Origin of the sequence: Streptomyces sp. NPDC059037, assembly GCF_042740015.1 — a bacterium.
GTDB lineage: Bacteria > Actinomycetota > Actinomycetes > Streptomycetales > Streptomycetaceae > Streptomyces.
In genome coordinates this window covers 1-18,868 of the sequence record NZ_JBHYIG010000115.1, presented here as the reverse complement: position 1 = coordinate 18,868, position 18,868 = coordinate 1, and the positions used below count along the sequence as shown (strand labels likewise).

Genomic DNA, 18,868 nt, shown 5'->3' with positions numbered 1-18,868 from the left:
TCTGTGTACGTAGTGAACGCCTCTGTCAGAACGCCGCGGTCAGTTCGGCGAGCACGTCTGCCGCGGTGAGCTCGCCGCCCGCGGCCCGCTCGGTCTCGTAACGCTCGGGGCCGAGCGCGGCGATCGCCTCGGCCTCGATCTGTTCGGCATAGCCGAGGTCCGGCATCGGGCGCGGGTTGCCGCCCCTCAGCCGCGTGCCGAAGGCGAGCAGCCGGGTGGCGCGCCGATGGTCGCCGGTGCGGCCGACCAGGGCGGCCCCGCTGTCCACGAGCGCCGCGATCACCACCTCCGCGCAATGGCTCTCCAGCGCGCCGCGCAGGGCCTCGACGTGCAGGGGCAGCGCCTTGCGGGGGCCCGACTCGGCGGATACGACCTGGGCCTCGAAGCCGCGCAGCGCGGCGTCGAACTGCGGTGGCGGCGTGCCGCGGGCCGCTTCCGCGTACGCCGCGTCGCACATCGCGCGGGCCCGCTCGATGTCGCCGTCCTCCAGGGCCATCAGCCCCTGCAGGAGCCGCATGAACGCCCTTGGGTCCGCCACCCCGTAGCGATCGGACTCGACTCCGGCCTCGTGCAGGGCCTTCGCCGCCGCGGCCGGGTCGCCCTCGCGGTACGCGATCTCGGCGAGCCGGACGATCAGGAACGGCGTCTCGGCGTGGGCGCCCACTTCGTGGGCGAGCTGCAGCGCCTCCTCGTACGCGGCGCGCGCGTCCTCGTGCCTGCCGCGGACCATCGCGGCCTCGCCCGCCGCGCTGGACACCTGGGCGCGGAGCCAGCGGTCGCCGGCGCGCCCGCTCAGCGCACGCAGCTCGGCGAGGTCCTCGTCGACGCCGGTCAGATTGCCCGGCGTGTCGACGGCCATGTGCGTACGGAACATCAGGCCGATCGCGATCTCCCAGTCCCCGCCGTGCCTACGGCAGTTGGCGATCCCCTCGTCCAGGGCGGACCGCGCGTCCGGCGCCGAACCTTCGAGGAAGTACGCGGTGAGCGGCCAGATGAGCCCCGGAAAGCGCGCGGCGGCGGGCACCGGCCGGGCGAGCACGTCCCGGATCCGGGCCATGTACTCGCGGTCGCCGTCCCCGGAGAGCACGTCCTTGGCCCTGGACTCCGCCACGAGGAAGATGTGCAGGAGGCGCAGGTTCATCCGCTGCCAGAAGAGGGCGTCCTCGTTGCCGTCCAGTTCGACGGGGGCGTGGTCGAAGCTCGACTTGGCGGCGTCGAGGAGGGAGGGGGCGATGGGGGTGGCGGGGGCGATGGGGGTGGCGGGGGCGGACTCGACGTCGGACCCGGGAGCCTGCGCCACGGCCCAGAAAGCGGGGCCCGCGGGGGCGGTGGACCCGTCTTCAGGGGCAGGCGGAGCGGCGGGGGCGGGCGCCCCGGGTATCAGCCGCAGGATGCGGTCGATCCACTCCGTGCCCTCCCTGCGGTAGTTCCGCAGCCACCAGAACCAGCCCATGGCCAGGGCGAGCGCCAGAGCCTGCTCCTCGTCGTGGGACGCGACGGCGCGCTGCAGGGCCGCGCGGATGTTGTCAAGATCCGTCTCCAGGCGCTGGATCCACGGGAGTTGGTCCGCCGAGCGGAGCAGCGGTTCGGCCTCTTCGACCAGGGCGCGGACGTACGCGGTGTGGCGGCGGCCCGCGGCGGCGCTGAGGTCGGGCGTCTCGGCGGCCCGCTCGGACGCGTACTCGTGGATGGTCTCCAGCATGCGGTAGCGCATGTCGCCATCGGCGGTGGGCTCGGCGACGATCAGGGACTTGTCCACCAGGGCGCCGGTCAGGTCGGCTGCGGGCCCGGTGCAGACGGCCTCGGCGGCCGCGAGGTCCCAGCCGCCGGCGAAGACGGACACCTCGCGCAGGACGGTCCGCTCCGGTTCGCCGAGGAGGTCCCAGGACCAGTCGACGACCGCGCGCAGGGTCTGCTGGCGGGGCAGGACCGTGCGGCTCCCGCTGGTCAGGAGGCGGAAGCGGTCGTCCAGGCGGTCGGCGATCTGCCGCGGGGTGAGCATCCGCAGCCGCGCGGCCGCCAGTTCGATGGCCAGCGGCAGGCCGTCGAGGCGGCGGCAGATCTCGGCGACGGCGGCCTGCTCCTGGGCGACGTCGAAGCCGGGGCGCACCGTCAGGGCGCGCTCGGCGAAGAGACGGTGCGCCGGGTCGGGCGGCAGCGGCTCGACGGGGCGGACCAACTCGCCCGGTACGCCCAGGGGTTCGCGGCTGGTGGCGACGATGGTGAGCCCCGGGCAGCGGGTGAGGAGCGTCTCCGCGAGGTCGGCCGCGGCGCCGATGACATGTTCACAGTTGTCAAGGATCAGGAGCAGTCCGCGCGAGGCGCAGTACTCGACGAGCAGAGCGACCGGGTCGTTCTGCGTCGCCACCAGCTCGCTGGTCATCAGCACGGTCTCGCGCAGACCGAGCGCGCTGACGACAGCGCCGGGCACCGCCTCCGGATGGTCGAGCGGGGCCAGCTCGGCCAGCCAGGCCTGCGGATGCCCGGCGGCGGCTTCCTCGGCGAGGCGGGTCTTGCCGGAGCCGCCGGGTCCGGTGAGGGTGACCAGGCGTGCTCTCTGCATATCCGAACGGATGGCGGCGAGTTCCGGTTCCCGGCCGACGAAAGAGGTCAGGCGGGGGCGGAGATTCCCCTTCCGCGGCGGCTTCGTGGGCGGCGGTCCCGGTGCGCCTGGCGTGCCCGGTGCGCCCGGTGCGCCCGGTGCGCCCGGTGCGCCCGGTGCGCCTCCGTCCAGCAACTCCGCATGCAGGGCCCGGAGTTCCGGGCCGGGGTCGGCGCCAAGGCCCTCGGCGAGGGTGCGGCGTGCGTGCTCGTACGCGGCCAGGGCGTCGGCGCCGCGGCCCGCGTCGCGCAGGGCGCGGATGAGCAGGGCGTGCAGCGGTTCGTCGTACGGCTGGAGCGTGGTGAGTTCCTTCAACTCCGGTACGACGTCGGAGGCGTGCCCCAGGAGAAGGTCCGCCTCGACCCGCGCGCGCGTGGCCTCGGCGAACAGCGCTTCGGGGCGGGTGGCCGCGCTGCGGTCGGGGAGGTCGGCGAGGGCGGGGTGGCGCCAGAGGGCGAGGGCTTCGCGGAGGGTGCGGGAGGCTGCCGCCGGGTCGTGGCGGGCCAGGGCCTGCTTCCCCTCGCGTACGAGGCGCTCGAAGCGGTGCAGGTCGATGTCTTCGGGGGTGGCGGTGAGGCGGTAGCCACCAGGGGTGGAGGCGATGGCGTCCTTGCCGATGGCCCTGCGCAGTCGGCCGATGAGGGCCTGGAGGGCGGCGGGGGCGTCGGCAGGCGGCTCGTCCGACGCCCATACCTCGGCGATGAGGGTTTCCGCGGGGACGGTGCGGTGGGGGTTGAGGGCGAGGGCCGCGAGCAGCGCACGGAGCCGTCGTCCCCCTACGGGCAGGGGTGCCCCTTGCTCGTCGTACGCCTCGGTGGCGCCCAGGATTCTGTACCGCACGGGGTCATTCTCGCCGGTGGGGTGGGTTGAGGCGCGAGGGTTTCCTTTCCCCGAGCGCGCCGAGCGCCCGAGCGCGCCGCGGGCGCCCCCGGCTACCGCCCCGCCCCCAACGCCCCCCGCTGCGGCACCACGCTCCCCGTAGGCACCGCCCGCTGCCGAGCGGGCGTCCCCGTCCAGCACGTCCCCCTGCGGGACAGCAGGCGGCGGAGCCACAGTTCCGTGGAGACCAGCTCTGCCAGGCCGTCCAGGGGGAGCGGCTCGCCCTCCGCGGCCGACCGCAGGGCCTTGCGGACCACGCGGGCCTCGACCAGGCCCGCCTGGGCGAGGAGAGGCGTGTCGAAGAGGGCGATCAGGTCGTCGACGGCCACCCGCAGGCCCGTCCGTGCCGCGGCCGCGGACGACGCGTGGGAGGGAGCTCCCCAGCCGGGCGGCAGTTCGGCGACTCCGGCGCCTTCCAGGACCGTACGCAGGATCGCGGCACGGGCCCCCGGCTGGACGCGCAGGGCCACGGGAAGCGCGCGGCAGGCCCGGACGACCTGGTTGTCCAGGAAGGGCGCGTGCAGCCGCTGGAAGCGGACCTCGGCGGCCTGTTCCAGGATGCGCAGGTCCGCCGCGTGCCGGGCGAGCGCCGCACGGGCGCGGAACTCACCGGGCCGCTGGCCGGGGCCTGCCCCGGGCCGGCCCGTCGTGTCGTGGAGGCGAACCGATACTTCAGCGAGGGCCTCGCCGGTCAGCCAGCGCGCGGCGGGTCCGGGTCTGGCCCACGCGAGTGCGGCGAGCGACGCCCCCACGGCCCCGCCCGGCTCGTCGAAGCGGCGCTGCAGGAGGCGGTCGGCGAGCGAGTCGACGCCCGCGCGGTAGGGCATCCGGGAGAGCTTGCGCGCGGCGCCGTACACCCGCGCGGGGACCATGACGGAGCCGTCCGCCTTGGCGAGCGCCGCGACGGGCCGCACCAGATGGCGCCGTCTGCGGTCCATCAGGAGGTCGGCGAGGCGGGCCGGATGCGCGTCCATGACCTGCCGTGCGCCGTACCCCGTGAAGTGGTCCGCGCTGCCGGACGAGAGCCGCGCGCGGTGCCGCTGGGCCGTGACGAGGGCGCCGCTCGGCTCGTCCGTCAGGGGGCCGTCCAAGTCCGCGTAGGGGAGGGCCTCTTCGCCCGCGGCGACGACCACGTGGTGCAGGCGCGGGTTGGCCGCGATGGCCCCGGCCCGTTCCAGCTCGGCCTCCCGGCCGTTGATCGCGAGGTCGTTGAAGGTGACGGCCAGGAGCCGCTCCCCCGCGCCCGTGCCGTGGCCGAGGACCGTACCGGGCATCCCCGGGAGGCCCGCCGCGAGCAGGGCTAGGGTGCCGGACGCGGGTCCTCCGGAGAGGTCGGCGCCGATGCCGGGCACCGGCATCCCGCGCGCCGCGCGCCGCTCGGCGGGGCCCATGCCGGGCACGGGGCCCGGATCGATGTCCGGTCCCGTTCCGGGGACGTGGCGCGGGGCGCCGAGACGGGCGCGTACGGCCTCCACGAGCGCGTCGCGCACGCCGTCCACGGCGCTGGTCTCGTCGGCCGACGGCGCCGCGACCGCGAGGGACGCCACCGGTTCGTACCCGGCGATCTCCCGCGCGCCCGCGCGCAGGATCAGCGCGTGCCCCGGCGGCACGCGGCGCACGCCTTGGTAGGGCGTCGAGTCCTGCAGCGCCTCCGGTACGTCGGGGGCGGCGAGCAGCGCCGCGAGGTGACCGATGTCCAGGTGGGCCTCGATGAGGTCCGCGAGCGGCAGCGCGGCCGTCGCGTACGCGGTGCCGTCGGCCCACGGGGTGTAGAAGACGGGGCGCGCGCCGGCGAGGTCGCCGGCGACCATGACGCGGCGTCCGACCTGGACGACCGCCGTGTAACTGCCGGACCAGGCGGTCAGGTGCCGCAGGGCGCCGCCGCGGGCGGCGAACAGGCCGACCCTGAGCTCCTCGTCGCTGGCCCCGCAGGTGCCGAGCACCGCGATCCGCGTCTGCTCGTCGGCCTTGACCGTGCGCACCTCGTCGGGGCGCCAGTCCCCCACCGCCCAGAGCGGATCCGGGTCGCCCCACAGGAGTTGGGAACCCACGGGATGGACGGTCTCGCCGTTCTCACCGGTGGCCCCGGCCGAACCGACCGTCGAAGGCTTCGCGGCAGTGCTGCTCCACCCCACCAACCACCGCATCGCTGCCTCCACAGGCTGTGGACAACCAGTGCACCGAAGAACTGGGGTCCCATGCTGCCACGAAGGAGGCGCGCGGGAGTGGCTACGGGGCTGCTCGCGCTCCCCTTGATATCCCTGGAGGGAGCGGTACTTGAAGGGCTCAACAACGCCCTTCCCCTTGCGTGTGGGCGAATTGCCCCGGCCTCCGGGGAGGCGATTTTCGGCCAAATCGTCGATGGGCGCCCGCGCGGGGGAACGGTCAAACGCAACACTCAGTCCGGGAGGCGGAGTTCGCCCCCCGGACCGGTCCGCCGCCCGCGGGGATGGAGGCGGCGGTGTCCCCCAGCCCACTGACTCCAGCGCAGCGGGCCGACCCACGCACCATCCATGGAAGCGCTCCCCTTATGGCCGGTGAAGAGCGCACACGCAGGCGCACGGCCACACACCCGGAGCACACCCCGGCACCCCCGCTCTTCCCTGGCGGCAACAATCTCGCCATCCGGAACTGGGCCTCTTAACGCTTGGGATGCGGCGAACTACGCTGTGTGTGCTGATGTTTTCGCGGAGGCATATACCTGGGGGCTCGGCCAAATGCTCTTGCGGCCGAGGTTCCGGGCCACGGAGGTCGTCGTCACGATCGCCGCTGCCCCTGGGGGAACGCAGCACGAATGCCGCGCGGTCAAGCCATCGCACGGCAGCCGTCTGTGTCGAGGGGTGGCGCATGTCCAGGGAGCAACGCGGGCCGAACGAAAAGCTCGGCACCGTTCTCGCCCTCGCGGGAATCAGCAATGCGGGACTCGCCCGCCGGGTCAACGACCTCGGCGCACAACGCGGGTTGACGCTTCGATACGACAAGACATCGGTGGCCCGGTGGGTGTCCAAGGGCATGGTGCCGCAGGGCGCCGCGCCGCATCTCATCGCCGCCGCCATCGGCCAGAAGCTCGGCCGGCCCGTGCCGCTGCACGAGATCGGCCTCGCGGACGCCGATCCCGCGCCCGAGGTGGGCCTCGCCTTCCCGCGTGACGTGGGCGCCGCCGTGAAGTCGGCGACGGAGCTGTACCGCCTCGATCTGGCGGGCCGGCGCGCGGGCGGCGGCGGCATCTGGCAGTCGCTCGCGGGCTCCTTCGCGGTGAGCGCGTACGCGACGCCGGCGTCACGCTGGCTGATAACCCCGGCCGACAGCTCGGTCGCCCGTGACGTCACCGGTGAGGCGCCCCGCGAGACGGGGCACCCCGAGGACGGCGGGCCGCCGATGAAGGTCGGCCACAGCGACGTGGTGAAGCTGCGGGAGGCCGCCGAGGACGCCCGCCGCTGGGACTCCAAGTACGGGGGCGGCGACTGGCGTTCGTCGATGGTCCCGGAGTGCCTGCGGGTCGAGGCGGCGCCCCTGCTGCTCGGCTCGTACTCGGACGAGGTGGGCCGCTCGCTCTTCGGCGCTTCGGCCGAACTCACCCGCCTCGCCGGGTGGATGGCCTTCGACACCGGCCAGCAGGAGGCCGCCCAGCGCTACTACATCCAGGCCCTGCGCCTGGCCCGCGCGGCCGCCGACGTCCCCTTAGGGGGATACGTACTGGCCTCGATGTCCCTCCAGGCGACCTACCGCGGCTTCGGCGACGAGGGCGTCGACCTCGCGCAGGCCGCCCTTGAGCGCAACCGCGGTCTGGCCACCGCGCGCACCATGAGCTTCTTCCGGCTCGTCGAGGCACGCGCGCACGCGCGCGCCAGTGACGCACAGGCCGCCGGGGCGGCGCTGCGGGCCGCCGAGGGGTGGCTGGAGCGGGCACGGGACGGCGACAACGACCCGTCGTGGCTCGGCTTCTACTCGTACGACCGCTTCGCGGCCGACGCCGCCGAGTGCTACCGCGACCTGAAGGCGCCCCGGCAGGTGCGCCGCTTCACCGAGCAGGCGCTCTCCAAGCCGACGGAGGAGTTCGTCCGCTCGCACGGGCTGCGGCTCGTGGTGTCGGCGGTCGCCGAGCTGGAGTCCGGGAACCTGGACGCGGCGTGCGAGCAGGGCACGCGGGCCCTTGAGGTCGCCGGGCGGATCTCGTCCGCGCGGACGACGGAGTACGTGAAGGACCTGCTGCACCGCCTGGAGCCGTACGGCGACGAGCCCCGAGTGGTGGAGCTGCGCGAGCGCGCCCGGCCGCTGCTCGTGGCGCCCGCGTAGGCCACGTGTCGACCCCGCCCCGTTCCATGCCCTCTACACGCAGCCTGATCGGCAACAGCAGTTACGCACTCCGTAACCCTCCGGTCCTCGTCGGGTTTGAGGGCGTTGTCAGTGGCGCAGTGCACTATCTGGTGTGGGAGATCCGGTTGGGCGATCTGGTCGGGAGGTGATGCGGGATGGTCCGGGACGTGGCGTACGACTGCGATGTGCTGGTGATCGGCGGCGGAATCGTCGGTCTCTCGACGGCGTATGCCATCACGCGCGCCGCCCCGGGGACGCGGGTCACGGTCCTGGAGAAGGAGCCGGGCCCGGCCCGGCACCAGACGGGGCGCAACAGCGGCGTGATCCACAGCGGGATCTACTACCGCCCCGGCTCCCTGAAGGCGCGGTACGCGGTGCGGGGCGCCGCCGAGATGGTCAAGTTCTGCGCGGAGTACGGCATCGCGCACGAGGTCACGGGCAAGCTGATCGTCGCCACGGAGCGGGCCGAGCTGCCCCGCCTGCACGCGCTCGTGCAGCGCGGCAGGGAGAACGGCATTCCGGTGCGGGAGCTCGGCCCTGCCCAGATCACCGAGTACGAACCCGAGGTGCGGGGCCTCGCCGCCATCCAGGTCGGCACCACCGGGATCTGTGACTACGGCGCGGTGGCGGAGCGCCTCGCGGAAGCTTCCGGGGCGGATGTGCGGTACGGCGCGGAGGTCGTGCGCATCGACCGGCGGGCGGCGCTCGGGGTGGCCGTGCGGACCGCCGACGGGGCCGTGGTGCGCGGGAAGGCGCTGGTCAACTGTGCGGGGTTGCAGTGCGACCGGGTGGCGATGCTTGCCGGGGACGACCCGCAGATGCGGATCGTGCCCTTCCGTGGGGAGTACTTCGATCTTGCGCGGCCCGAGCTGGTGCGGGGGCTCGTGTATCCGGTGCCGGATCCGGCGTTCCCCTTCCTGGGGGTGCATCTGACGCGGGGCATCGGGGGCGGGGTCCATGTGGGGCCCAACGCGGTGCCGGCGCTCGCCCGCGAGGGGTACGGCTGGGGTGTCGTACGGCCCCTGGAGCTCGCCGGGACGCTGAGCTGGCCGGGCTCCTGGCGGATAGCCCGGCAGCACTGGCGGTACGGGGCGGGGGAGCTGCGGCGCTCCCTCTCCAAGGGGGCGTTCACCTCCGCGGTGCGGAGGCTGCTGCCGGCCGTGACGGAGTCCGACCTGATCCCTGTGGCCGCGGGGGTGCGGGCGCAGGCCGTGCTGCGGGACGGAACGCTGGTCGACGACTTCCTCATCCGGGAGGGGGCGCGGACGGTGCACGTCCTGAACGCGCCTTCGCCCGCCGCTACGGCTTCGCTGCCGATTGGGCGGGCGGTGGCCCGGCGGGTGCTGGCACTGCTGTAGGGCTGACCCTGCGGGCAAGTAAAATCGCCCCCACTGTGTCTGAGTCGAACGCCACCCCCACCGAGCCCCGCCCCGCGCGCCCCAAGGCCGAGCCCCGCTTCCCGGGCGGCCCATCGCCCGACCCCGCGGGGTCGCACCACGAGCGGCGGATCCGCAGCTTCCAGCCCCGCAGGAGCCGGGTCACGACGAGCCAGGCCGATGCCCTGCAGCGACTGTGGCCCAAGTGGGGCCTGGACATCGACGGGCAGCGCGTCCTCGACCTCGGGGAGCTGTTCGGCGGCGAGATGCCCGTCGTGCTCGAAATCGGGTTCGGCATGGGCGAGGCGACCGCGCAGATGGCCGCCGATGATCCGGACACCGGGATCCTCGCCGTCGACGTACACACCCCCGGGCAGGGAAATCTGCTCGGGCTCGCCGATCGCAACGGCCTCGGCAATGTCCGCGTCGCCAACGGGGACGCCGTCATCCTGCTGCGCGAGATGCTCCCGGCCGCCTCCCTCGACGGCCTGCGCGTCTACTTCCCCGACCCCTGGCCCAAGGCCCGCCACCACAAGCGCCGCATCATCCAGCCCGAGTTCCTCGACCTCGCCGCGCCCAGCCTCAAGCCCGGCGCGCTGCTGCACTGCGCGACCGACTGGGAGCCGTACGCCGAGCAGATGCTGGAAGTGCTCACCGCGCACCCCCTCTTCGAGAACACCCGGCCCGACGGCGGCTACGCGCCTCGTCCCGCCTTCCGGCCCTTCACCCGCTTCGAAGGCCAGGGCATCGACAAGGGGCACGTGGTCCATGACCTGCTGTTCCGCCGGGTAACAGAGGACCAGTAGCCACCCGGGCGAAAACGCACCGTCGCGGGCCACCCCTGTCCCTCGTTAGGGTCAGCGGCGTGGCCACCAGTTCTCCGCACGCGCACCCCATGCCCCCGGCGGGGCCCCCCGGGCTGCGCCACGCGCGCTGGTGGCAGCGGCGGGCCATCCGCGCCGCCGCGCTGGTCACCCTGCTCGCCCTCTCCGGGCTCGTCATCCTCGCCCTGGTGCGCGAACAGACCGGCACCGAGGGGTTCCTGGTCGGGCTCGGGCTCGCCACGCTGCCCGTGCCGCTGCTCATAGCCGCCTTCCGCTGGCTGGCCCGGGTACAGCCGGGGCCCTGGCGGAACCTCTTCTTCTCCTTCGCCTGGGGCGCCTGCGCCGCCGCCCTCATAGCGATCGTCGCGAACAGCTTCGCGACCCGCTGGATAGCCACCGCCACCGCCGACCCGAGCAGCGCGGACACCCTCGGCGCGACCGTCATAGCGCCGATCGTCGAGGAGACGGCCAAGGCCGCGGCCGTCCTGCTCGTCTTCCTCTTCCGCAGACGCGAGTTCACCGGTGTGCTCGACGGCGTGGTGATAGCCGGAGTGACCGCCACCGGCTTCGCGTTCACCGAGAACATCCTCTATCTCGGCAGCGCGTTCGGCACCGACCAGCTCAACGGCGGCACCGGTCTCGCGTCCGTGACGGCGGCGACCTTCTTCGTACGCATCGTCATGTCGCCCTTCGCGCACCCGCTGTTCACCGTGCTCACCGGCATCGGCTTCGGCATCACCGCGCTCGGCACCGGCCGCGGGCGGCTGCGCCGCGTGCTGCTTCCGCTCGCCGGACTGCTCCTCGCGATGGGCCTGCACGCCCTGTGGAACGGCTCGACGACCTTCGGCGAGTACGGCTTCTTCGCGGTGTACGCGCTCTTCATGCTGCCCGCGTTCGGACTGCTGACCTGGCTGGTGATCTGGCTCAGGCAGCGCGGCCTGCGCGTGGTGCGCACGGAGCTGCCCGCGTACGCGGTCGCGGGCTGGCTCACGCCGCCCGAGCCGTACGCGCTCGGCACGATGCGCGCCCGCACCATCGCCCGCGACTACGCCTCGTACATGCAGGGCAAGGCCGCGGCGCGCACGGTCGCGGAGTACGAGGCGTACGCGACGTCGCTCGCCCTGCTCCGGCACCGGGGCCGGCGCGGCCGCGCGGGCGCCGACTTCGTCGTACGGGAGCGGGAGTTGCTGCACGCGCTGTGGGAGCGCCGCGAACTGGCCAGGCCCGCGCTCGCCTACGCGGCGCGGGCGACGGCACCCGTGCTCGTACCGATGCCGCCGCCGTACGGGTACCGGATTCCCCATCAGCAGGGATACGCGTACGCCGGGCCGGCGGCGGGACATCCCGCCTACCAGGCCCCGTACCACCCCTACCGCGGCTGATCAGGCGGAGGCCTTCGTCAGCGCGGTCACCTCGGCCTCCGTCAGTTCAAGATCGCCCACCGCGAGCAGCGCGGGCAGCTGCTCGACCGTGCGGGCCGATGCGATCGGCGCGGCCACCGTCGGCTGCGCGGCGAGCCAGGCCAGGGCCACGGTCGCGACCTCGGCGCCACGCTCGGCCGCGATCTCGTCCAGGGCGGCGAGCACCTTCACGCCACGGTCGGTCTCCAGGTGCTTGCCCGCGCCCTCGGCCCGCGCGCTGTCGACCTGCGCCCCCGGGCGGTACTTGCCGGTGAGGAAGCCGGAGGCGAGCGCGTAATACGGCACCGCTGCCAGGCCGGAGCGCGACGCGACCTCCTGGAGCGGGCCCTCGTAGGTGCCGCGGGAGACGAGGTTGTAGTGCGGCTGCAGCGCCACGTACCGCGCGAGGCCCTCGCGGTCGGAGAAGTCGATGGACTCCTGGAGCCGCTCGGCGGTCAGGTTGGAGGCGGCGATCGCGCGCACCTTGCCCGACGTCACCAGATCGTCGAGCGCGGTGATGATCTCCTCGACGGGGACGGTCGGGTCGTCGAAGTGCGTGTAGTAGAGGTCGATGTAGTCGGTGCGCAGCCGGCGCAGCGACTCCTCGGCACCGGACTTGATGGTGTTCGCGGACAGGCCCTTGTAGTCGGAGTGGGCGCCGACCTTGGTGGCTATCACGACGTCGGAGCGATGGCCGCGCGCGGCGAGCCAGTTGCCGATGACGGTCTCGGACTCGCCGCCCTTGTTGCCCGGCGCCCAGGCCGAGTAGACATCGGCGGTGTCGACGAAGTTGCCGCCCGCCGCGGTGTAGGCGTCGAGCACCGCGAAGGACTGCGCCTCGTCGGCCGTCCAGCCGAAGACATTGCCGCCGAGGGCGAGCGGGAAGACCTCGAGGTCGGACGGGCCGAGCTTGCGTAGAGAAGTCATACGGGGCTCAACACCCTTACGGATCCCAGCATTCCGTACAGCGGGATGTCCGTTCCGCGCCACCGGATGTGGGCATGCCGAGCCGGCAGCCCTGACGTCGGGGGGTTGCCGCCAGGACCGCCGGAGTCACAGGGGGTGCCTCAGAGCGACTGGCCCTTGTCCCGCAGCCAGGCGGCCGGGTCGACCCCGGTGGAGTCGCCGCCGGGGTGGATCTCCAGGTGGAGGTGCGGCCCGGTCACGTTGCCGGTGGCGCCGACGCGGCCGATGGTGTCGCCGGTGGTGACCTTCTGGCCGGCGCTGACACCCATCGAGGACTGGTGGTTGTACCAGATCTCGGTGCCGTCCTCGAGCTCCAGGATGGTGCGGTAGCCGTACGACCCCGCCCAGCCGGCCTCCTTGATGGTGCCGGAGTGGATCGCCTTGAGGGGCGTGCCCGTCGGCGCCGCGAAGTCGAGGCCGGTGTGGTAGCCGGAGGACCACATGGAGCCGGCCTGCCCGAAGGTGCTGGTGAGCGTGTACGAACTGAGGGGCAGGGTGTAGCTCTTGGCGAGCTTGGCCAGGCGCTCCGCCTCGGCCTTGCGGCGGGCTTCCTCTTCCGCCTTCTTCTTCGCGGCGGCCTTCTCGGCGGCGATCTTCTTCTCGGCCGCGGACTGCTCGGCGGCGGCCTGCTCCGCGGCCTTCTTGACGGCGGCTTCTTCCGCCGCCTTCTGGACCGCGTCGTCCGCCTGGTCCTGCTGGTTCTCGGCCTGCTGCATGATGCGGGCCCGCAGTGCCTCACCGGCGTCGGTGGTGCCCTGCTCGGCGTCGGCGGTGCTGACACCGGCGGTGGTGAGCGGGGCGGCGGCGGTCGTCACGCCGGCGTCGGAGGAGCCCGATTCGGAGTCGTCGGATATCAGGGAGCCCACGCCGGGAAGGGACTTGGCCTCCGGCAGCGAGTCCGTGACGGCCGAGATGTCCGGCATCTCGATGGAGACCGGGGGCTTGCCGCCCTGCGCGGTGGCTATGCCGCCCGCGCCGACGGCGGCGATGACGCCCACGCCGAGGACGGTGGAGCTGCGGGCGAGCCCGCCGCCGCCCTTCTTGTGGACGCGGTGCCTGCCGCGAACGGGACGGATGGACTCCTCGGTCGGATTCCACTCCTCCCACGGCTCGTCGTCGTAGGAACCGAGGTCGTCGTCACTCGGTACGAAAACGGCTTGGGGGGCAGGCCGGTTGGACGCCACTGGGGCGCGCTCCTTTCCTTCCTTCTCGCCTACCGGGTTAGCTGACGGGTTCGGAGCAGGAAGGTCTCCTACGAACATCTGGCACGGATGCACAGATGCCCGATTCACCCCAATTGGTGGTTCCCCGGCTCCCTTTCGGGATTAGGCGTGTGCGCACGGAGCCGACTCGAGTGACGGCTGGGACGACCGCGCTGCGTTATCGAACGTTAATAGACGGCAGGGCCGTATTCCAAGCCGTTCCGACTGATCGTTAACGCCGTTGGCCTGTACTTAACGGGACACCAGGGGTGGGAACGGGGCGAGTTGACCGCACTTCTTCACACACCGGACCTTCACACCGCCTTGACAGTGCGTCAGTTGTTATGCGGAGTGGTGCGATTCAGTCACGTCCCGTGACATCGGGCGGGGCATCGGCCGGTGCGTCGCCGGAGTCCGGCCGCCGCACCGCGAGCAGCGCCATGTCGTCCGTCCCTCCCCCGCCGGTGTGCCGGCGCACCTCTTCGGCCAGCGTCGCAAGCAGCGAGTCCGGACCGTGGGGTCCGGGAAAGATCCGGCCGCCGAGCCGGGCCGCCGGGTTGTAGAACTCGCCGCGGATGTCCCGCGCCTCCGAGAGCCCGTCGGTGTAGAGCAGCAGCATCGCCCCCGGCGGGAACTCCGCCTCGTCGGCGCGGTCCGGCCAGACCCCCAGGTCGCCCATCCCGAGCGGCAGCGCGGGCTCGCTCGCGGACAGCACGCACAGCCGTCCGTCGCCGCGCAGGAGCAGCGGCTCGGGATGCCCGCGGTTGAGGATGCGGATGACTCCGTCGCCGCGCGGGATCTCCGCCAGGACGGCGGTGGTGAACCCCTCGAAGGCGTCGAGCCCCTCGCGCCGCATGCCCTCCCGCGCGAGCGCACGCTCCAGGCGCTGCGCCACCGCCTCCAGGGTCGCCTCCTGCTCGGCCGCCTCCCGGAACGCCCCGATGACGACGGCGACGGCCGCCACCGCCCCCATCCCCTTGCCGCGTACGTCACCGACGATGACGCGTACGCCGTGCGGGGTGTCCTGCACGGCGTACAGATCCCCGCCGATGAACGCGTCGGCCTCCGCGGCCTCGTACCGCGCCGCGATGTCGAGCCCCCCGATCCGGTGATCCGGCTGCGGCAGCACGGCGCGCTGGGCGGCCTCCGCGATGGAGCGGGCGGAGGCGAGCTGTTCGTCGCTGCGGCGTACGACGCGGTTGATGAGGGCGGCGAGCACGGCGACCGTCAGCACGGTGAGCAGCTCGGTGACGGCCTCGACGTCGGTGGTGGTGCTGTTGCCGAAGTGCAGGACGAGCACGGCGAGGCAGGAGGCGGCGCCGATGAGGGCGGTGCTGAGGAGCGAGTAGAACGGGGCGGCGATCAGCGGGGCCGCGGTGAACAGGGGCGCCGCGGTGAACTCCGGAGGAGTCGACATGTCGTACACGACCCCGATGGCCAGCAGGAGCCACGGGAGGGCCCGCACGAGAGCCCGCTCGTGGGTGACGTCCGGACTCGTGTCCGACCCCTCTGAGGGGTTTCTCGGACGTCCTCCTCGCTGCCCCACCGCTCGTCTCCCGCCGATGTCCGCGCCCGGGACCAGCCCCATGACCGCACCTGTCCAGGTTTCCCGCAGCGGCGGCGGGCTGCGAGCGGTGTGGGCCGACCGGATGACGTCAGGGGGGATGACGTCAGGGGGGAATGCCAAAGGCCCGGATCCATGATCTGGATCCGGGCCTTCGGACTTCAGTAGCGGGGACAGGATTTGAACCTGCGACCTCTGGGTTATGAGCCCAGCGAGCTACCGAGCTGCTCCACCCCGCGCCGTTGAAATGAACAGTACGCCATGTGGCGGGATAAAAGCGAACCGGTTGACGGGAGGGGCAAAACCGCAGGTCGCTAGGCGTTCTCGGCGTGCGTCAGGGTCTCCCAGGCCACGAAGAGATCGTCCGTGCCCTCGGGCCGCCGCTGCTGGGTGTACTTCTCCGTGTTCGGGAGATCCAGCTTCAGCCGCTGCCCCAGGTGGTTGAGGCCGACCTCGGTGTCGGGCCCCATGTCGCGCCGCACCTTTCCGCCGCACAGCCACTTGGGCGCCTTGGCCCCCAGCTGGTACTTGGAGTGGAATTCGAGCGCGGCCCTCAGCCGGTCCACGACCTCGCCGTAGAGGTCGACGCCCTGGTGCCAGGCGGTCTCCGCGATGTGCGCGGTGGCAGCGAGCGAGTAGCTGGCGTGCTTGAAGTTGCGGCAGGTCTCCTGGGAGAGCCCGTCGGCGAAGGTCTTCTCCCCGAACCAGTACTTCTGGAGCTGCTTCGGGGTGTTGATGTCACTGCCGGCCGGCGAGACGGGGAGCGGACCGTCCGACTTCATATAGAAGTAGGCGGGTACGCGGTCCCGGAAGTGCGTCACCGCCTTCTCGAACGAGTCGTGATCGTCGAGGAAGACCGCCATGCTGATGGTCGCGTCGGCCATCAGAAGATCCCAGTTGCCGTTGAAGTGGGCGGCGCCTTCGCGCACTTGGGGCAGGTAGACGTTGCGCAGCATCCGCTCGAAGCGGAGCAGCCGGCCGTCGCTCCAGCCGTCATAGGAGTAGCGCACGGCCTCGGCGGCGCGCGCCCAGGACGAGGCGGCCCACGCCGTCTGGAGGCCGGCGTTGGCCTCCGTGTGCCTGGTGATCACCTGCGACCAGGCGTCCATGATCTGCACGGCCTTCGCGGCGTGCGCCTTCTCGCCGGTCATGTTCCAGAGCAGCGCGTGGGTGTACGCGGCGATGGCGTCCTCGCGCTCCTCGACGCAGCCGCGGCCGGGGCGGGTGTCGGGCGGGCACTCGACGACGGCGTACGGCTTGGCCCGGTAGTCGTCCGCCGCGTACTTGCTGGCCCGCATCTGCTCGAACGCCCTCAGCCAGGGCTGCTCCCGCGCCGCCACGTGCGCCCGCGCCCGCGCCAGCTGCGCCTTGCTGACGAGCACCCCGGGGTGCTCGAAGGCCAGGTCGGCGGGGCGCGCACGCTCGGCCGCACCACCCGAGCCGCCGCCGGAACCACCGCAGGCAGCCGCGACACCGACCAGGAGCGGCACGAGCACCATCGCGAGAGCCCGCCGTACGGAACCCATGCTGCACCTCCGGATCGACCACCTGGCAGGCTCAGCGTCACTCGTGGGCCGCGGGGTCGCAGGCGAGGCGGGTCCGTTCGGGCGAGCGACGGTCACATCGGTGCAGGCTGGTCGACAGCACCACCTCGGTGCGCGTCGGGGAGGTATCCCCTTGCTCCTCGGGGCTCAGCTCCGGCAGCGGACGAAACTCCTCTCTGCCGTCAGCCGCGCGGCCCCGCCCGAAACATGCACGAAGCGCCCCACCCGGAGAATCCGAGTAGGGCGCTGAAGAGCAGGTCAGCGAGGCTTTCCGCCGACCTGCCGGAGGTAGACCGTGTGGGACTCGAACCCACAACCAATGGATTAAAAGTCCACTGCTCTGCCAATTGAGCTAACGGTCCGTGCCGACGCACCCCACGAGCATAGCGGGACGGGCCCCGTCGTCCGATCGGGTATCGCCTCTGGGCCCGTCGCGAGTTCCGCGGCGGGCCCTCCGAGCGGGCCGGGACGGTCAGGGATCGGGCTGGGCCGGCGCCCCGGAGCGGGCCGCTTCGCGGGCCAGGGTGCGCTCGTGGTCCGGGTTGAGGAACCAGTGCCTGGCCGATGCCAGCCACCAGGTCGCGGCGAAGCCGAGGACCACCAGGACCGCGATCGGGGCGTAGTTGAAGCTCTCCCAGGTGACCGGCGAGACCTGCGGCAGCATGAAGAGGACCGTGATCACTCCGACCCAGGTCACCGCGACGATGCCGATCGGGCGCGACCAGCGGCCCAAGTGCCAGGGCCCGCGCTCGAATTGGTCGCCCTTGCGCAGCCGGAGCAGGGTCGGGACGACGTACGCGATGTAGAGGCCGATGACCGCGATCGAGGTCACCGCCGCGTACGCCGTGACGTTGATCAGGTACGGGAGACCGAGCACCAGCGCGCCCAGCGCGGCCAGCCAGACCGCCGCGACGGGGGTGCGCGTACGCGGGTTGACCGTGTGCCAGATGTGCGAGAACGGCAGCGCCCCGTCCCGCGAGAAGGCATAGATCATGCGGGAGTTGGCGGTCACGGACGCCATGCCGCAGAAGAGCTGCGCGCCGATGACGACGAGCAGGAGCAGCTTGCCGGTGGTCGCCCCGAGGGCGTCGAGCAGGATCTGCGCGGGCGGTGCTCCCGTGGCCGACCCCCGCGCACCCTCGTACGACTGGATGGCGAAGGTGAAGCCGAGCAGCAGCACGAAGCCCGCGATCCAGGACGTCCAGATGGAACGGACGATGCCGCGCGGGCCCGCCGTGGACGCGTCGTGGGTCTCCTCGGTCATGTGCGCGGAGGCGTCGTACCCGGTGAAGGTGTACTGGGCCATCAGGAGGCCGATGAGGGCGACGTAGAGGCCGCTGCCCCACCCCGTGTTGTTCACGAACTCCGTGAAGACGAAGGACGCCGACTGGTGCGAGTCCGGCGAGAAGGCGAGCGCGCCGACGATGACCGCGACGCCGATGACGTGCCACCAGACACTGACGCTGTTGAGCAGCCCGACGATGCGTACGCCGAAGGTGTTCAGGAGGCCGTGCAGGACCAGGATCGCCGCGAAGAGCAGGATCGTGCGCTCCTCCGTGACCTGGAAGTCGAACTGCAGGTTCAGGTACGCGCCCAGGAACGACGCGGCGCCGAAGTCGATGCCCGCGGTGACGGCGACCTGGCCGAGGACGTTGAACCAGCCCGTGAACCACGCCCAGGCGGCCGCCGTGCGGGGCGGCGCGAGGCGGTGCGCCCAGAAGTAGAGCCCGGCCGACGTCGGGTACGCCGAGCAGATCTCCGCCATCGCGAGGCCGACGAAGAGGGTCATCAGGCCGACCCCGACCCAGCCCCAGGTGATCAGGGCCGGGCCGCCGGTGTTCATCCCGAACAGGTACATCGTGAGGCAGCCGGAGAGGACCGAGATGATCGTGAAGGAGACCGCGTAGTTGGAGAACGCGGACATGCGGCGCGCGAGCACCTGGGTGTAGCCGAGCTGGGCCAGGCGCTCCTCGTCGGAGCCGGGTGGTGGTTCGCCGTTCTTTCCGTCAGTGGTCGTCATGCAGCAGCGTTGCCCACGGCAGGGACATGACACACGTCACGTTTGGCATACGGCAGCGGGGGGGGGGGCCGCGCGCGGGGGCGGGGGGCCCGGCGGGGAGGGCGCCGCGGGCGCGGCCCCCGCGCCGCAAGGCGGGGGGCAGCGGGCGAGGTGGGGGGGGGGCGCGCCCCGCCG

11 protein-coding genes, 2 tRNA genes and 1 riboswitch are annotated in these 18,868 nt (G+C 72.6%); of the genes, 4 read left to right on the top strand and 9 right to left on the bottom strand.

Translation table 11 applies throughout. From position 1 onward, the window contains the following. Nucleotides 1–25: 25 nt before the first annotated feature. Together ACFWY6_RS23385 and ACFWY6_RS23380 are read right to left on the bottom strand one after the other, a co-directional pair. On the bottom strand, nt 26–3,442 hold the full coding sequence (locus tag ACFWY6_RS23385; RefSeq protein ID WP_384693537.1) for a BTAD domain-containing putative transcriptional regulator: 3,417 nt from the start codon (nt 3,440–3,442) through the stop codon (nt 26–28). A 92-nt stretch (nt 3,443–3,534) separates the two neighbouring features. Then, a complete protein-coding gene (locus ACFWY6_RS23380; protein ID WP_361828063.1) occupies nt 3,535–5,628 on the bottom strand; it encodes an asparagine synthase-related protein in 2,094 nt (697 codons plus the stop codon). 700 nt (nt 5,629–6,328) lie between these two features. On the opposite strand from ACFWY6_RS23380, the gene ACFWY6_RS23375 reads away from it, so the two are divergent. From ACFWY6_RS23375 to ACFWY6_RS23360, 4 genes are all read left to right on the top strand, one after another. Beyond that, nucleotides 6,329–7,777, top strand: coding sequence for an MFS transporter (locus ACFWY6_RS23375; protein WP_266864844.1), 1,449 nt, complete (start codon nt 6,329–6,331; stop codon nt 7,775–7,777). Nucleotides 7,778–7,953: 176 nt separating this feature from the next. After that, entirely contained in the window at nt 7,954–9,156 is a 1,203-nt protein-coding gene (gene lhgO, locus ACFWY6_RS23370) for an L-2-hydroxyglutarate oxidase (protein ID WP_384693532.1), read from the top strand. Nucleotides 9,157–9,179: 23 nt separating this feature from the next. Beyond that, a complete protein-coding gene (gene trmB, locus ACFWY6_RS23365) occupies nt 9,180–9,980 on the top strand; it encodes a tRNA (guanosine(46)-N7)-methyltransferase TrmB (RefSeq protein ID WP_384693554.1) in 801 nt (266 codons plus the stop codon). A gap of 89 nt (nt 9,981–10,069) precedes the next feature. After that, nucleotides 10,070–11,380: a PrsW family intramembrane metalloprotease gene (locus tag ACFWY6_RS23360; protein ID WP_384693551.1), complete on the top strand. Its 1,311-nt coding sequence runs from the start codon at nt 10,070–10,072 to the stop codon at nt 11,378–11,380. Here ACFWY6_RS23360 and ACFWY6_RS23355 read toward each other — a convergent pair whose 3' ends face one another. The 7 genes from ACFWY6_RS23355 to ACFWY6_RS23325 all read right to left on the bottom strand — a co-directional run bounded on the left by ACFWY6_RS23355 (nt 11,381) and on the right by ACFWY6_RS23325 (nt 18,694). Next, nucleotides 11,381–12,325: an aldo/keto reductase gene (locus ACFWY6_RS23355; RefSeq protein WP_266864839.1), complete on the bottom strand. Its 945-nt coding sequence runs from the start codon at nt 12,323–12,325 to the stop codon at nt 11,381–11,383. 140 nt (nt 12,326–12,465) lie between these two features. Further along, nucleotides 12,466–13,548 carry a M23 family metallopeptidase gene (locus ACFWY6_RS23350; RefSeq protein WP_384693529.1) on the bottom strand — a complete coding sequence of 361 codons (1,083 nt, stop codon included), beginning with the start codon at nt 13,546–13,548 and terminating at the stop codon, nt 12,466–12,468. Nucleotides 13,549–13,559: 11 nt separating this feature from the next. Continuing rightward, nucleotides 13,560–13,706: riboswitch (cyclic di-AMP (ydaO/yuaA leader) on the bottom strand. A 221-nt stretch (nt 13,707–13,927) separates the two neighbouring features. Continuing rightward, nucleotides 13,928–15,031: a PP2C family protein-serine/threonine phosphatase gene (locus tag ACFWY6_RS23345; protein WP_384693526.1), complete on the bottom strand. Its 1,104-nt coding sequence runs from the start codon at nt 15,029–15,031 to the stop codon at nt 13,928–13,930. A 264-nt stretch (nt 15,032–15,295) separates the two neighbouring features. After that, a tRNA-Met gene (locus ACFWY6_RS23340) sits at nt 15,296–15,369 on the bottom strand. Nucleotides 15,370–15,444: 75 nt separating this feature from the next. After that, entirely contained in the window at nt 15,445–16,656 is a 1,212-nt protein-coding gene (locus tag ACFWY6_RS23335) for an alginate lyase family protein (protein WP_384693523.1), read from the bottom strand. A 307-nt stretch (nt 16,657–16,963) separates the two neighbouring features. Beyond that, nucleotides 16,964–17,036 (bottom strand) — tRNA-Lys (locus ACFWY6_RS23330). A 110-nt stretch (nt 17,037–17,146) separates the two neighbouring features. Continuing rightward, nucleotides 17,147–18,694 carry an amino acid permease gene (locus ACFWY6_RS23325; protein WP_384693520.1) on the bottom strand — a complete coding sequence of 516 codons (1,548 nt, stop codon included), beginning with the start codon at nt 18,692–18,694 and terminating at the stop codon, nt 17,147–17,149. Nucleotides 18,695–18,868 lie beyond the last annotated feature (174 nt).

Coding starts and splice junctions, on each gene's coding strand:
- ACFWY6_RS23380 (WP_361828063.1), bottom strand. CDS start 5,628: ATGCGGTGGTTGGTGGGGTGGAGCAGCACTGCCGCGAAGCCTTCGACG.
- ACFWY6_RS23375 (WP_266864844.1), top strand. CDS start 6,329: ATGTCCAGGGAGCAACGCGGGCCGAACGAAAAGCTCGGCACCGTTCTC.
- lhgO (WP_384693532.1), top strand. CDS start 7,954: ATGGTCCGGGACGTGGCGTACGACTGCGATGTGCTGGTGATCGGCGGC.
- ACFWY6_RS23360 (WP_384693551.1), top strand. CDS start 10,070: ATGCCCCCGGCGGGGCCCCCCGGGCTGCGCCACGCGCGCTGGTGGCAG.
- ACFWY6_RS23355 (WP_266864839.1), bottom strand. CDS start 12,325: ATGACTTCTCTACGCAAGCTCGGCCCGTCCGACCTCGAGGTCTTCCCG.
- ACFWY6_RS23335 (WP_384693523.1), bottom strand. CDS start 16,656: ATGGGTTCCGTACGGCGGGCTCTCGCGATGGTGCTCGTGCCGCTCCTG.
- ACFWY6_RS23325 (WP_384693520.1), bottom strand. CDS start 18,694: ATGACGACCACTGACGGAAAGAACGGCGAACCACCACCCGGCTCCGAC.